The 14,850-nt window shown below is 52.4% G+C and carries 14 protein-coding genes and 1 pseudogene; 8 read left to right on the top strand and 7 right to left on the bottom strand.

The window, feature by feature from the left end:
• Positions 1–64 precede the first annotated feature (64 nt).
• Positions 65–607 (top strand): nucleotidyltransferase family protein, encoded by a 543-nt coding sequence (locus RAHAQ2_RS05700; protein ID WP_037038477.1) that lies wholly within the window; start codon positions 65–67, stop codon positions 605–607.
• Positions 608–730: 123 nt separating this feature from the next.
• Positions 731–1,072: a FlxA-like family protein gene (locus tag RAHAQ2_RS05695; protein ID WP_037038475.1), complete on the top strand. Its 342-nt coding sequence runs from the start codon at positions 731–733 to the stop codon at positions 1,070–1,072.
• A 33-nt stretch (positions 1,073–1,105) separates the two neighbouring features.
• Here RAHAQ2_RS05695 and RAHAQ2_RS05690 read toward each other — a convergent pair whose 3' ends face one another.
• Complete coding sequence (locus tag RAHAQ2_RS05690; protein ID WP_015696323.1) at positions 1,106–2,032, bottom strand: LysR family transcriptional regulator; 927 nt, start codon at positions 2,030–2,032, stop codon at positions 1,106–1,108.
• A 97-nt stretch (positions 2,033–2,129) separates the two neighbouring features.
• Here RAHAQ2_RS05690 and RAHAQ2_RS05685 point away from each other — a divergent pair, with 97 nt between their 5' ends.
• The gene (locus RAHAQ2_RS05685; protein WP_015696322.1) at positions 2,130–3,119 is read left to right on the top strand and encodes a bile acid:sodium symporter family protein; all 990 of its coding nucleotides are present in this window, start codon (positions 2,130–2,132) and stop codon (positions 3,117–3,119) included.
• Positions 3,120–3,185: 66 nt separating this feature from the next.
• Here RAHAQ2_RS05685 and RAHAQ2_RS05680 read toward each other — a convergent pair whose 3' ends face one another.
• From RAHAQ2_RS05680 to zipA, 3 genes are all read right to left on the bottom strand, one after another.
• The gene (locus RAHAQ2_RS05680) at positions 3,186–3,428 is read right to left on the bottom strand and encodes a DUF3820 family protein (protein ID WP_015696321.1); all 243 of its coding nucleotides are present in this window, start codon (positions 3,426–3,428) and stop codon (positions 3,186–3,188) included.
• Positions 3,429–3,430: 2 nt separating this feature from the next.
• Positions 3,431–5,452 carry an NAD-dependent DNA ligase LigA gene (gene ligA / locus RAHAQ2_RS05675; protein ID WP_015696320.1) on the bottom strand — a complete coding sequence of 674 codons (2,022 nt, stop codon included), beginning with the start codon at positions 5,450–5,452 and terminating at the stop codon, positions 3,431–3,433.
• A gap of 71 nt (positions 5,453–5,523) precedes the next feature.
• Positions 5,524–6,522 carry a cell division protein ZipA gene (gene zipA, locus RAHAQ2_RS05670; protein WP_015696319.1) on the bottom strand — a complete coding sequence of 333 codons (999 nt, stop codon included), beginning with the start codon at positions 6,520–6,522 and terminating at the stop codon, positions 5,524–5,526.
• A gap of 223 nt (positions 6,523–6,745) precedes the next feature.
• Between zipA and cysZ the strand changes: the two genes are divergently transcribed.
• From cysZ to crr, 5 genes and pseudogenes are all read left to right on the top strand, one after another.
• Entirely contained in the window at positions 6,746–7,546 is an 801-nt protein-coding gene (cysZ, locus tag RAHAQ2_RS05665; RefSeq protein ID WP_015696318.1) for a sulfate transporter CysZ, read from the top strand.
• Positions 7,547–7,756: 210 nt separating this feature from the next.
• Complete coding sequence (cysK, locus tag RAHAQ2_RS05660; RefSeq protein WP_015696317.1) at positions 7,757–8,722, top strand: cysteine synthase A; 966 nt, start codon at positions 7,757–7,759, stop codon at positions 8,720–8,722.
• A gap of 403 nt (positions 8,723–9,125) precedes the next feature.
• The gene (gene ptsH / locus RAHAQ2_RS05655) at positions 9,126–9,383 is read left to right on the top strand and encodes a phosphocarrier protein Hpr (protein WP_013574433.1); all 258 of its coding nucleotides are present in this window, start codon (positions 9,126–9,128) and stop codon (positions 9,381–9,383) included.
• A 49-nt stretch (positions 9,384–9,432) separates the two neighbouring features.
• Positions 9,433–11,230 (top strand): annotated as a pseudogene (gene ptsI / locus RAHAQ2_RS05650) (phosphoenolpyruvate-protein phosphotransferase PtsI).
• Positions 11,209–11,718, top strand: coding sequence for a PTS glucose transporter subunit IIA (gene crr / locus RAHAQ2_RS05645; protein WP_013574431.1), 510 nt, complete (start codon positions 11,209–11,211; stop codon positions 11,716–11,718). Before ptsI ends, crr begins: the two are co-directional and overlap by 22 nt.
• A gap of 54 nt (positions 11,719–11,772) precedes the next feature.
• On the opposite strand, the gene RAHAQ2_RS05640 is transcribed toward crr, so the two are convergent.
• The 3 genes from RAHAQ2_RS05640 to cysM form a co-directional block, all read right to left on the bottom strand.
• Entirely contained in the window at positions 11,773–13,122 is a 1,350-nt protein-coding gene (locus RAHAQ2_RS05640) for a HAMP domain-containing sensor histidine kinase (RefSeq protein ID WP_037038473.1), read from the bottom strand.
• Entirely contained in the window at positions 13,103–13,786 is a 684-nt protein-coding gene (locus RAHAQ2_RS05635) for a response regulator transcription factor (RefSeq protein WP_015696314.1), read from the bottom strand. The genes RAHAQ2_RS05640 and RAHAQ2_RS05635 overlap by 20 nt, the downstream gene beginning before the upstream one ends.
• 102 nt (positions 13,787–13,888) lie before the next feature.
• Positions 13,889–14,773 (bottom strand): cysteine synthase CysM, encoded by an 885-nt coding sequence (gene cysM / locus RAHAQ2_RS05630; RefSeq protein WP_015696313.1) that lies wholly within the window; start codon positions 14,771–14,773, stop codon positions 13,889–13,891.
• Positions 14,774–14,850: the final 77 nt, after the last annotated feature.

Here is a 14,850-nt window from a genome sequence, read left to right as displayed (position 1 = left end):
TGACGCTACACTTTGGCTTCTCAGGACGTTGACGTCTGAAAAAGGAGAGCAACGCGTGGCAACAATGGAACAGCAAATCATGACCTGGCTCAGAGAAGAACCGCTTCATTTGCAGGCACTGACGCAGGCAAGCACGCAAAATCTTAACGATGCGTGGCTGGCGGCGGGATTTGTCCGCAATCTGGTCTGGGACCGGCTGCACGGTTATACGCAAGCCACACCGCTCAATGATATCGACGTGGTGTATTTCAATTCACAGGATTGTTCGGTGGAGACTGACGAGCGCTATGAACAGCGCCTGAAAGCGCAATCGCCTGAGCTTCCCTGGTCGGTAAAAAATCAGGCCCGCATGCATGAGCGCCACGGTCACATGCCTTATGCCTCCAGCGCGGAAGCAATGAGCTACTGGGTGGAAGTGGAAACCGCTATCGGCGCAAGAATGAATACTGACGGGCAAATCGAGCTGAACGCGCCGCTGGGACTGGATGCGTTGTTCGCTTTCAGTATTACGCCAAATCCGCGCCATGCGATCCCTGCCGTTTTTGCCGAACGGGTCCGCAGCAAAGGCTGGCTGAGCCGGTGGCCGAAGCTCAGCGTGAAAGCGTGAACCGAATAAAAACCATAAATACTGTAAGGAATATGAAAAGCCGGTAAAGCCACGCTGATTACTGCCGATATCTGTTACGCACGCTTATGTGCAAAATTTGATTCTTACTCAATGGGGCTTTTTATGACGACTATCAGCGCGACCAGCAGTTCGGTGAGCTCTGCGTCCACCAGTGACTCAGGCAGTGCCAGCCAGATTGCAAAGCTGACTAAGCAGATCACCAAACTGACCGAACAGCTCAAAAATCTGGGCAATTCAGGCGGCGATACTGACCAGGTTAAGCAACAGCAAGAACTCCTGCAGCAGCAAATCGAACTGCTGCAACAGCAGATCGCTCAGATTCAACAACAGCAGGCTCAGAAAGCGCTTCAGCAACAGCAGCAACAACAAGCTGCCGCTGAAATGCAGAAAGACGAAGGCGTGAATAAACCTTCAGAAACCAACGCTGTCGATATCTACGTATAACTGCAGTAAAAGCCTGAAACAGCCAGCAAGGTATCAGAGTCCGTACATTCCCTGCTGGCTGCGTTTTTCCCGCAATAAATTCGCCTGTTCTTTCACCACCTGCCAGATGGCCTGCGCAGCGGGTGATAACGACCGGTTTTTACGCCTGACCAGCATCAGCACCCGGTTGATTTCCGGCACCAGGTTTCTGACCACCAGCCGGCTCCCTTCCGGCATGGGCAACGCCAGCGCCGGGATCACGCTGATACCAATTCCGGCTTCCACCATCGGGAATAATGTGGCCGGATGGCCGATTTCCTGGGCGATCTCCGCTTTCACTTTCTGCGCTTTCAATGCGCCGTCGATCAGGATCCGGCTTCCTGATGCATAATCCTGCAGCACCAGTTTCTGACCGTTCAGCGCCTGCCAGGCAACCTCCGGCAACGCAGCCAGAGGATGATCCTCGCGGCACATCATCAGGAACGGCTCATGCAGAATGGGTTCACAGTCCAGATCGGTGTTTTCACCCGGATCAATCACAATCCCGAAATCCACTTCCGCATTTCTCACACTGTTGAGCACCAGTTGCTGAGGCTGGTCGCGCAGCAAAATACGAATGTCAGGATACTGCCGCTCGCCGCCGGAGATACATTGCGGCATCAGTTGCGCCGAAATCGTCTGACTTGAAGCAATGCGCACCCGGCCATTATGCTGCGTACCGAAACTGCGGGTGTCGAGCAGCATGGCGTGGAGTTCATCGAGCAACGGCTCGACACGATTCGCCAGACGCAGACCGGCGTCGGTGAGCACGACTTCACGCGTTGTGCGGTCCAGCAACCGCACACCCATTTCAGCTTCCAGTTCTTTCATACTATGGCTGACTGCCGACTGGCTTAACCCTATCGCTTCCCCTGCCCGGCTGAAGCTGCCATAGCGTGAAACCGCCACAAATACCCGAAGTTGTCTGAGTGAATAATTCATGAATTTTCTGCATCAATGGATTAAATAAATCAATTTTTTAATTGTATCGCAAAGGCACAGAATACCCGCATTCAGAGACAACAATCCGAGACCTGCTATGCGCTTCTTACCCGATCGCTTCACCCTGACACTCATCGCCACGGTTCTGCTGGCAACATTTTTCCCGGCCAGCGGCGTATTTGTGGCGTTCTTCAATAATCTGACCATTTTCGCCATCGGCCTGCTGTTTTTCATGCATGGCGCAAAACTCTCGCGCGACGCTATTTTTCAGGGCAGCAATAACTGGCGTCTGCATTTGTGGGTGATGTTCAGCACTTTCATTTTATTCCCGATCCTCGGACTGCTGTTCCAGTGGTGGCATCCGGTGGACGTCAGCCCGCAAATTTATAGCGGCTTTGTATATCTGTGTATTTTGCCTGCGACCGTACAGTCGGCGATTGCGTTTACCTCACTGGCAGGCGGGAATGTGGCGGCAGCAGTGTGCAGCGCTTCCGCCTCAAGCCTGCTGGGGATTTTTGTTTCGCCGTTGCTGGTCAGTTTGCTGATGCACGTGCAGGGCGAAACGGGGAATGGTTTGGAACAGGTCTGGCATATTGTGTTGCAACTGCTGGTGCCGTTTGTCGCCGGGCATTTACTCCGTCCGCTGATTGGCGGCTTTGTCGAACGTCACCGTAAAATGATCGGCAAAACCGACCAGACGTCGATTTTGCTGGTAGTCTATTCCGCGTTCAGTGAAGCCGTGACACAGGGGATCTGGCATCAGGTCGGTATCGGTTCGCTGTTATTTATCCTGGTGTTCAGTCTGGTGCTGCTGGCCTTTATTCTGGTGATCAATACCTACATGGCGCGCTGGATGGGCTTCAGTAAACCGGACGAAATCACTATCGTATTCTGCGGTTCAAAAAAGAGTCTGGCGAACGGCATCCCGATGGCGAACATTCTGTTCCCGGTCAGCGCGATTGGCATGATGGTGCTGCCGCTGATGATTTTCCATCAGGTGCAGCTGATGACCTGTGCGGTGCTGGCGAAACGTTACCAGAAAAAGCAGCAGGAAGCGGCGCTCAAACAAACGCCTGTCACTGAATAGCGCAGGCGAATAACAGGCAGAAAAAAGGCGCTGATATCAGCGCCTTTTCAGGATGGATGATCCCCGTTATTCGTCAGTGCCGCCCAGCCCCGGCCCGTTGCGACGCAGCGGATTGATCAGGCTTTGCAGCCCTTCGCTTTTGATCGCCAGCGTCAGTTGCATCAGTTCACCCAGTTTCCCCTGCGGGAATTCGTCTTTACGGGCGAACCACAGTAAATATTCTTCCGGCAGGTCGATCAGCACACGTCCGGCATACTTACCGAACGGCATGACCGTATTGGCTATCTGGATCAGATCTTCTTTTTCCATGTTTATTCACCCAGCAGACGGATCATTTCCGCCTCGTCGATCACCTCAATGCCCAGCTCCTGGGCTTTCGCCAGCTTTGAACCCGCCGCTTCACCGGCAATCACCAGATCGGTTTTCTTCGACACGCTGCCGGAGACTTTCGCGCCCAGCGCCGTCAGACGATCTTTGGCTTCGTCGCGGGACAGGATCGTCAGCGATCCGGTCAGTACCACGGTTTTACCGGCAAACGGACTGTCGATTTCCTCCGGCACAATGACCTGCACTTGTGGCCAGTGAATATTGATTTCAGGGCTTAACAGCTCGTCAATGACCTGCTGGTTATGTTCTTCCGACAGGAAATTCACTACGTGTTTCGCCACCACATCACCGACATCCTGCACGCTTTTCAGCGATTCAATATCCGCCGCTTTGAGTGCCTCAACTGAGCCGTAATGCGCCGCGAGATTTGCCGCCGTCGCTTCGCCCACTTCACGAATACCTAAAGCGTACAGGAATCGCGCCAGCGTGGTTTCTTTGGCTTTTTCCAGCGCACTGACCACATTCTGCGCCGATTTCGGTCCCATGCGATCCAGACCGGTGAGTTTGCCCGCCGTCAGGCGGAACAGATCCGCTGGCGTTTTGACATATTCTTTCTCGACAAGTTGATCGATAATTTTATCGCCCATGCCGTCGACGTCCAGCGCCCGGCGGGAGACGAAATGCTTCAGCGCTTCTTTGCGCTGCGCACCGCAAATAAGACCTGCCGTACAACGCGCCACAGCTTCACCTTCGACACGTTCGACATCTGAGTGGCAGACCGGACAATGCGTCGGGAAAACCACTTCACGGGCATCCTGCGGACGTTCATCCAGTACCACGCCCACCACCTGCGGGATAACATCACCGGCACGACGGACAATCACGGTGTCGCCGATACGCAGGCCAAGACGTTCGATTTCATCAGCATTATGCAGCGTAGCGTTGCTGACCATCACACCCGCGACCAGAACCGGCTCCAGACGTGCGACCGGCGTGATCGCACCGGTGCGTCCGACCTGGAACTCGACATCTTTCACCCGCGTGATTTGCTCTTGCGCCGGGAATTTAAACGCCGTCGCCCAACGCGGTGCACGGGCGACAAAGCCCAGCGTTTCCTGAATGTCCAGCGAATCAATTTTCACCACCACGCCGTCAATATCAAACCCCAGCGACGATCGGTCCGCTTCAACCTGACGGTAAAATGCCAGTACTTCCTCGCTGCCGGTACAAAGTCGCACGCGATCGCTAACCGGTAAACCCCAGGCTTTAAATTGTTGCAAACGCCCAAGGTGACTGCGTGGCAATTCGCCGCCTTCCAGTAATCCGACGCCGTAGCAGAAGAAGGTCAGCGGACGTCTGGCGGTGATACGCGGGTCAAGCTGACGCAATGAACCGGCGGCGGCATTACGCGGGTTAGCAAACACTTTGCCCCCGGTACGGCGCGCTTCAGCGTTCATCGCTTCAAAGCCCGGCTGTGGCATAAACACTTCGCCACGCACTTCAAGGCGCGCAGGAATATTGTCGCCATGCAGACGCAAAGGGATGGCACGAATTGTGCGTACATTGGCCGTAATGTTCTCACCGGTCGTGCCATCACCACGCGTGGCGGCCTGCACCAGTTCGCCATTTTCATACAACAGGCTCACTGCCAGACCATCAAGTTTCAGCTCGCAGCAGAACGTCAGCGGCTCAGCCGTTTTCAGACGATCCTGCACACGTTTATAAAATGCCAGATAGCTTTCTTCATCAAATACGTTGTCCAGCGATAACATCGGTACCCGATGCCTGACCTGTTCAAATGCAGAAAGCGGTGCAGCCCCCACGCGCTGCGTCGGAGAATCCGCAGTGACCAGCTCAGGATGCGTGGTTTCCAGCTCGCGTAATTCGCGCATTAAGCGGTCATACTCGGCATCAGGCACTTCCGGTGCATCCAGGACGTGATACTGATATTCGTGATGGCGCAACTGGGTGCGTAATTGATTGATCTGTTCTTCGATAGTGGCCATGACTCACCGTGGAGATAAAAAACCCCCGGCAAGCGGGGGTTAGGGGAATGGGTGTTTCACGAACGCCTGACTCAGGCGATCGCCTCGAGGACCTCGCGGATCCGCGCTTTGTACGTTTCGAGCTTCTGCGGCGTAATCATACGACGCTCATCGTCAAGCACCATCGCACCGACATCATCGGCAATACGCTGGGCGGACTGCAGCAACAGTTTGAAGTTCTGATGCGCATCACCGTAGCACGGCACCATCATAAACAACGTCACGCCTGGCGTGGAGAAGTCAGACATATTGTCAGGGTCAAAGGAACCCGGTTTAACCATATTGGCCAGACTGAACAACACCGGACCGCTGCCCGCAGGGCTGACATGACGATGGAAAATATTCATGGCACCAAACTGGAAACCGGCCTGAAGCACGCTGTTGAGCAATACTTCACCACCGATGACACCACCCTGATGCGCGGCAACGTGCAGTACCAGAACCGTTTCTTTCAGTTTCGCTTTCTCAGCCGGTGCTTCTTCTGCCGGAGCAAAAGGCGCAGCCTGAGGTTCTGCTTTGGCAGCAGGCGCCGCGTCAGCATGAATTTCCTGCGGCGGAACCGGTGCGTGCGGTTTAGCTTCAGGCGTGTATTCCTGAGGTGCAAAATCAGCGACAGGTTCGCGACGCGGTGCAGTGACAGGTTCAGCGGCTGAATAACCACTCAGCAACGGATCATCTTGCACAGCATGTTGCTGTGGCTGAACCGGTTGTTGAGGACGAGCAACAGGTGCTGGCGCTGGCTGCGCAGGGGAAACCTGCGGCTGACGTGGCGGTGCAGTCTGTTCAGGCTCATCATACTGACCAAAAGTCGGTTCATCCTGAGGATAGGCAGGACGCACGCGCACTTCCCCCACTCCATCGACAAAATCTTCGGACGGAGATTGTTCCCGTTCTTTTTTCACACGTTTAGCTGGACGATCGCGGAAAAGCGAAGAGCGTTCTTTACGGCTGGTCCACAAACCGTGTAACAACAACGCTATTATGGCGATCGCGCCAACAACGATTAATATCAGACGCAAATCCTGCATCATTGCTATCTCTGTTGTTCTAATACATTGCCACCACGGCAAACATTCACATGATTAACTCTATTTGCCCACGTAGATAAGTGCAAGTCTCGACTCTACTTTCTGCTAATAAATAGGGCAGTTGCACCTTTTTTTGCTGTTTTTTCAGCCAATCCACCGCTAGCCAGTGGAAAATCATACCGATATGATAGCCCATGTCATTCAACTCAGAGAGAAAATTTCGTTTATGACCTCATCGCAAAGCGCCAGACAACAAAACGGCGTGCATTATTTCAAACAGGGCTGGACGCTCATTTCCTTACCGGGGATACGACGTTTTGTGATTTTACCGCTGGCCGTTAACGTGTTGTTGATGGGCGGCGCATTCTGGTGGCTGTTCACCCAACTGGGTGAATGGATCCCGGCAATGATGAGCAAGGTGCCGTCGTGGCTCAGCTGGCTGGATTATCTGATCTGGCCGGTGGCAGCACTTTCCGTGGTGCTGGTGTTCAGCTATTTCTTCAGCACTATTGCCAACTGGATAGCCGCGCCATTCAGCGGCTTGCTCGCCGAACAACTCGAAGCGCGCCTCACAGGTAAACCGCTGCCTGATACCGGCATCTGGGACATCATGAAAGATTTGCCGCGCATCATGAAACGTGAATGGCAGAAACTGGCGTATTACCTGCCGCGCGCCCTGCTGCTGTTCGCGCTGTATTTTATTCCGGTGATTGGCCAGACTGTCGCGCCGGTGCTGTGGTTTTTTTTCAGCGCCTGGATGGTCGTCATTCAGTATTGCGATTATCCGTTCGATAATCACAAAGTCAGTTTTGCGGATATGCGTCGCTCGCTCGGCAGTCATAAAATTGACAACATGCAGTTTGGTTCGCTGGTCAGCCTGTTTACGATGATCCCGGTGCTGAATCTGGTGATCCTGCCGGTTGCCGTGTGTGGCGCAACAGCCATGTGGTGCGACCGTTACCGCGATGTTTACGTCAAAAGCGATGTTTATAAAAATAGTATCGACGTGAATGCCACCCGGAAATAATGCTTTTTCCTCACAGCCGCCTGCAGGCGGCTGCCTGCTATGCTTGACTTTTCTTCCCCAAACTTATTTCTTAATAACGTATCGATATACCAAATACCAAAACCTTACTTCACTGGGAAAGCGGTTCGCGTATGCTTTCCTGATTCCCACTAATTTCATAGTGTTGAAAGCTTCACACCGTGAATATTTCATACAGTTAAAGGACGGGTTATGAGCAAGATCTATGAAGACAATTCATTAACAATTGGCCATACGCCACTGGTTCGCCTGAACCGTATCGGTAATGGTCGTATTCTGGCTAAGGTCGAGTCACGTAACCCGAGCTTCAGCGTGAAATGCCGTATCGGTGCAAACATGATCTGGGATGCTGAAAAGAAAGGCATTCTGACCAAAGATATCGAACTGGTTGAACCCACCAGCGGTAACACCGGTATCGCACTCGCCTATGTGGCTGCTGCACGCGGTTACAAACTGACCCTGACCATGCCGGAAACCATGAGCGTTGAACGCCGTAAACTGCTCAAAGCGCTCGGCGCCAATCTGGTGCTGACCGAAGGCGCCAAAGGCATGAAAGGTGCGATTGCCAAAGCCGAAGAAATTCAGGCCAGCGATCCGCAGCGTTATCTTATTCTTCAGCAATTCAGCAACCCGGCCAACCCGGCTATCCACGAGCAAACCACCGGCCCGGAAATCTGGGAAGATACCGATGGCGCAGTGGATGTGCTGATTGCAGGCGTGGGCACCGGCGGAACTATCACCGGGACGGGCCGTTACCTGAAAAGTAAAAAAAGCAGCGTGAAACTGGTGGCCGTTGAGCCAACAGATTCCCCTGTTATCACCCAGACACTGAACGGCGAAGAAGTGAAGCCGGGCCCGCATAAAATTCAGGGTATCGGCGCAGGCTTTATTCCGGGTAACCTGGATCTGGAATTGCTGGATCGTGTCACGCTGATCACTAACGACGAATCCATTCAGATGGCACGCCGACTGATGGAAGAAGAAGGCATTCTGGCCGGGATTTCTTCCGGTGCAGCGGTTGAAGCTGCGGTGAAATTATCGCAAGAACCGGAGTTTGCAGATAAGACTATCGTGGTTATTCTGCCGTCTTCCGGTGAGCGCTATCTGAGTACCGCATTGTTTGCTGATTTATTCACCGAGAAAGAATTGCAACAATAATGCCACATCCTGAAAAGCGGGTAAAAAAGCACCTCAAGGGGTGCTTTTTTGTGGCCTGCGTCAAACTTTACACCACTTCGTCATTGATTTTACCCGCCAGGTTTAGTATTTAACCGGACAATTATTTCGATGCTCGAAATTAATCGCTTCCACACGCCTTCCCCGCTGAATCGATTTACTGATTTGTTACAGGAGGGGAAAAGACGGCATAATGGAGGAATAACAGAAAAAGCCTGGATCCAGGGCAAAGAGTTTTATCGCTGAGTGCGTTATTTTCTCTTTTCTGTTGCATCTGAACCTGCCCCTGAACCATAGTCAGGCGCTAATCTCTACAGGCTAAAGTGAAGGCCATAAGCTAAACTTTAGCTCCACAACATTACTTTAATAAGTTGGGGAAACAACAATGTTCCAGCAAGAAGTTACTATTACCGCTCCTAATGGTCTGCACACTCGCCCTGCTGCACAGTTCGTGAAAGAAGCTAAAGGTTTCGCTTCTGACATCACCGTGACTTCAAACGGTAAAAGCGCCAGTGCTAAAAGCCTTTTCAAACTGCAAACTCTGGGCCTGACCCAAGGTACCGTTGTGACCCTCTCAGCTGAAGGTGAAGACGAGCAGAAAGCCGTTGAACACTTGGTAAAACTGATGGCAGAGCTCGAGTAACAACAGCCGCTCTTATATAGTTTAAACCAGTCAAGAGAAAGGTAGGGTTATGATTTCAGGCATTTTAGTATCTCCCGGTATCGCTTTCGGCAAAGCACTTCTGTTGAAAGAAGATGAAATTGTCATCAACCGGAAAAAAATCTCTCCTGATCAGGTTGATCAGGAAGTTGAACGTTTCCTGACGGGCCGTGCGAAAGCGTCGGCTCAGCTGGAAGTGATCAAGACCAAAGCCGGTGAGACCTTCGGTGAAGAGAAAGAAGCCATCTTCGAAGGCCACATCATGTTGTTGGAAGACGAAGAGCTTGAACAGGAAATCATAGCCCTCATCAAAGATGAGCACGCTTCTGCTGACGCTGCGGCTTTTTCTGTCATTGAAGGCCAGGCAAAAGCCCTGGAAGAGCTTGATGACGAATACCTGAAAGAACGTGCGGCTGACGTGCGTGACATCGGTAAACGCCTGCTGCGCAACATTCTGAACATGACCATCGTTGATCTGAGCTCCATCCAGGACGAAGTTATCCTGGTGGCGACCGATCTGACGCCGTCAGAAACTGCACAGCTGAACCTGAACAAGGTTCTGGGCTTCATCACTGATTTGGGTGGTCGTACTTCTCACACCTCAATCATGGCCCGCTCACTGGAACTGCCTGCTATCGTGGGTACCAGCGACGTGACCAAACAAGTTAAAAATGATGACTATCTGATCCTCGATGCCGTTAACAATAAAATCTATGTCAACCCGACGGCAGACGTTATTGACGAGCTGAAAGCGGTTCAGAATCAGTACATCTCTGAAAAAGACGAACTGACTAAACTGAAAGACTTGCCGGCGATCACGCTGGATGGTCATCAGGTCGAAGTCTGTGCCAACATCGGTACCGTGCGCGACGTCGCCGGTGCAGAGCGCAATGGCGCCGAAGGTGTCGGCCTGTATCGTACAGAATTCCTGTTCATGGACCGTGACAGCCTGCCTACCGAAGAAGAGCAATTCCAGGCGTATAAAGCCGTTGCTGAAGCGATGGGCTCACAGGCAGTTATCGTCCGTACCATGGACATCGGCGGTGATAAAGACCTGCCGTACATGAACCTGCCAAAAGAAGAGAACCCGTTCCTGGGCTGGCGTGCAATCCGTATCTGCCTGGACCGTAAAGAAATTCTTCACGATCAGTTGAAAGGCATTCTGCGTGCTTCCGCGTTCGGTAAGCTGCGCATCATGTTCCCAATGATTATTTCTGTTGAAGAAGTACGTGAACTGAAAGCAGAACTCGAAATGCTGAAAGCGCAACTGCGCGAGAAAGGCCAGGCATTTGATGAAACCATCGAAGTGGGTGTGATGGTTGAAACGCCAGCAGCGGCTGTGATTGCGCATCACCTGGCGAAAGAAGTCGATTTCTTCAGTATTGGTACAAACGATCTTACCCAGTATACTTTGGCAGTGGATCGCGGTAACGAGTTGATTTCTCATCTGTACAACCCAATGTCTCCGTCTGTACTTGGTTTAATTAAACAAGTTATTGACGCATCTCATGCTGCCGGTAAATGGACAGGGATGTGTGGCGAGCTAGCCGGTGACGAACGTGCTACACTTCTTCTATTGGGCATGGGGTTAGATGAGTTCAGCATGAGTGCTATCTCTATCCCACGCATCAAGAAAATTATTCGCAATACAAACTTTGAAGATGTGAAAGCGCTGGCAGACCAGGCCCTGGCCCAACCTACGGCGCAAGAGTTGATGAACCTGGTTAACAAGTTCATTGAAGAAAAAACACTCTGCTAATTGCGCGATGCTGGTAAAGCTGCCCAAATTAATGCTTAGGAGAAGATCATGGGTTTGTTCGATAAACTGAAATCATTGGTTTCTGATGATAAAAAAGACGTTGGCACTATTGAAATTGTAGCGCCAATCTCTGGTGAGATTGTCAACATTGAAGACGTGCCTGACGTTGTTTTCGCTGAGAAAATCGTGGGTGACGGTATTGCTATCAAACCATCTGGCAACAAAATGGTTGCTCCGGTTGACGGCACTATCGGTAAAATCTTCGAAACTAACCATGCTTTCTCAATCGAATCCGACAGTGGCATCGAGTTGTTCGTGCACTTCGGTATCGACACCGTTGAACTGAAAGGCGAAGGCTTCAAACGCATCGCTGAAGAAGGTCAACGTGTTAAGAAAGGCGATTTGGTTATCGAGTTTGATCTGGCGCTGCTGGAAGAGAAAGCGAAGTCTACTCTGACTCCGGTTGTCATCTCTAACATGGACGAGATCAAAGAGCTGATTAAACTGACTGGTAGCGTGACTGTGGGCGAAACCCCAATCATCCGCATCAGGAAGTAATTCGCTCAGCGAGAAACAAAAAACGGCGCCTCATCAGCGCCGTTTTTTATTGCCTCACATTTGCCAGTGAGGCAATAAGAGGCTGATGATAAGGCCATGTGGCTGCGCGTTACGGGCATCCACTTTCCCCTCATGCGCCAACATCACTTTACGGGTGATCGCAAGTCCCAGGCCGTAGCCTTTGCCTGACAACGGCGATTTCACGCGCACAAACGGGTCAAAGATACTCGACAACTTATCTTCTTCCACGCCCGGTCCCTGATCGGCCACTTCAATCTGCAAATACTGTTCAACCTGAGCCAGTGAAACGCTGACAGTTTGGCCACGGGCCGAAAAACGCAGCGCATTACGTACTACATTATCCACCGCGCGACGCATCAGCTCAGCATTGCCTTTCACCGTGTAATCCACGTCATCCGGAGATTCAGGAGACATCGCGATTTCGACCCCCGGCAACTGCGCTTCATACCGTGCATCGTTAACGACCGCTTCCACCAGGCCGTAGAGATCGAAATATTCTTCATCAGGGATTTCACTGCTTTCAGTACGCGACAACGCCAGCAATTCGCCAATCATTTTATCCAGCCTCCCCGCTTCATGTTCTATACGGCTCAGGGAACTTTCGACATTCGACGGATTCTGCCGCGCCAGGCCGATCGCCAGCTGCAAACGCGCCAGCGGAGAACGCAGTTCGTGCGACACATCGTGCAACAGCTCTTCGCGCGCCTTGACCAGCACCTGCAGTCGTTCAGCCATAGAGTCGAAATCACGCGCGACTTCGGACAGCTCATCGTGCCGCTTACCCATGCTGCTAAACAGGCGTACTGATAAATCCCCCTGCGCCACCCGCCCGAAGGCTTTACGCATTTGCAGCATTGGCCGCGTCAGGTTCCACGCCAGTACGGCGCTGAACAGCAAACCGCCCAGGCCACCCAGCCACAACAAGGGCGGCGGCATGTTCAGCAGTTCCCGATGTTTTCTTGGCCGGTATTCATGCATCAGCCCCGCCACGTCATAACGAAGGCGGTAACCCTGTCCGTCCGGCCCCTGCACAAACTCCACCACTTCAGGCGGAATTTTTCCGGGCCCGAGATCTTGCATGCTGCTGCCTTTTGCTGGCAGCAATGAAGGTGACACCGAAAAGAACTGCCGGTCATCTTGCGGCCAGTCGGCCATCATGGCGTTCAGCGCAGGCAGGCCGCCGGAATGCAGCGTGGAAACAGCCGAGGTAATTTGCAGTTTCACAAACCGGCGGGCGATTCCGCTTTCCGGCGGTTCATGCGGATTATAAAAAGCAAAAACCACCCAGAGCCCCTGAGTGATTGCCACGAAGGTAAACCAGAATCCCAGCAGTATTTTCCAGAACAGCCTGCCGCGCAGTCGTTTAGCGGATTCGATAGCCAATGCTGCGCACCGTTTCAATAGTCAGAATATCGCCACCTTCCAGTGACCCCAGTTTCTGACGGATGTTACTGATATGCACATCAATACTGCGGTCATAAGCTTCACGCGGACGCCCAAGACCTTTCTCCGACAACTCATCTTTCGAAACCACACGCTCAGGAGAACGCAACAGCAACTCCAGAAGATTGAACTCGGAAGCGGTAAGATCGAATGCCACGCCGCGCCATTCACTGCTGCGGGTCGCCGGATTCAGTGTCAGATCGCCATAGTTGACCGACGAATGATCAGAGTGTGATTCCTGCTGCTCTTCCACACGACGCAGCACAGCACGCAGACGTGCCACCAGTTCGCGCGGATAGCATGGTTTTGGCATGTAATCATCTGCGCCCATTTCCAGACCGATGACACGATCAATGTTGTCACCCTTCGCGGTCAGCATGATGATCGGCAGACGGCTGTTTTTGCGCACCTGACGCAATACATCAATACCACTCATGTCCGGCAGCATAATGTCGAGGATCATTGCGGTATATTCGCCAGACATCGCGCCTTCCACGCCCGCTTTACCGGTCAGCACCAGAGAAGCATCAAAACCTTCGGCGATCAGGTATTCGCTGAGCATGGTGCCTAATTCAAGGTCGTCATCGACTAATAAAATTTTCATTCTTTATTTCCGCCTGGCTAAAATTTTGGTCATTTTTACCACTAAGCCAGCCATTCGCAGCCGCTTTTACTCTAATTTTACATTCAACGACTCAATATTGAATCAAACGTTAAAAACACCCGTGGATAAATAACGGTCACCGCGATCGCAAATAATCGCCACAATCACGCTGCCCGGATGGCTTCTGGCAACGCGCAGAGCACCCGCTACCGCGCCGCCGGAACTTACGCCACAGAAGATACCTTCTGACCGCGCCAGCGCCCGCATGGTATCTTCTGCCTCGTTCTGCCCCATATCCATCACTTCATCAACCAGTTCAGGATTGAAAATGCCCGGCAGATATTCCTCGGGCCAGCGGCGTATCCCCGGAATACTGCTGCCTTCTGACGGTTGCAACCCGACAATGGTCACGCCAGCATGCTGACTGCGCAGATAACGGCTGACCCCGGTAATGGTGCCGGTGGTGCCCATGCTGGAGACAAAATGGGTAATTCGTCCGTGCGTCTGTTGCCAGATTTCAGGGCCCGTCGTCGTAAAATGTGCGAGGGGATTGTCAGGATTGTTAAACTGATCCAGCACTTTCCCCTGCCCTTGTTTTTCCATTTCCAGTGCGAGATCACGTGCGCCTTCCATCCCCTGTGCACGACTGACCAGCAACAGTTCAGCGCCATATGCGCGCATCGATGCCTGACGTTCAAGGCTCATATTCTCCGGCATCAGCAACTTCAGCTTGTAGCCTTTCAGCGCGGCAATCATTGCCAGCGCAATGCCGGTATTGCCGCTTGTGGCTTCAATCAGTGTCTCCCCCGGGCGAATTTCGCCCCGCTTTTCCGCCTGCTCAATCATAAACAGTGCGGCGCGATCTTTAACCGATCCGGCGGGATTGTTCCCTTCCAGCTTGACCCAAATCTCGCTGTCCAGCCCCTGCGTCAGACGCTGTAATCTCACCAGAGGGGTATTGCCGATGTAATGTTCGAGCGTACTCACGGGCTTGCCTTATATTAAAAAGGTATATTGACTGATAAAAAACATATAAACAGATATCAGACGATAAAAAGGGCGGC

The sequence above is a fragment of the Rahnella aquatilis CIP 78.65 = ATCC 33071 genome, assembly GCF_000241955.1.
Lineage (GTDB): Bacteria > Pseudomonadota > Gammaproteobacteria > Enterobacterales > Enterobacteriaceae > Rahnella > Rahnella aquatilis.
Note: the sequence above shows the minus strand (reverse complement) of the source record. Positions and strands in the feature narration are given on the sequence as shown.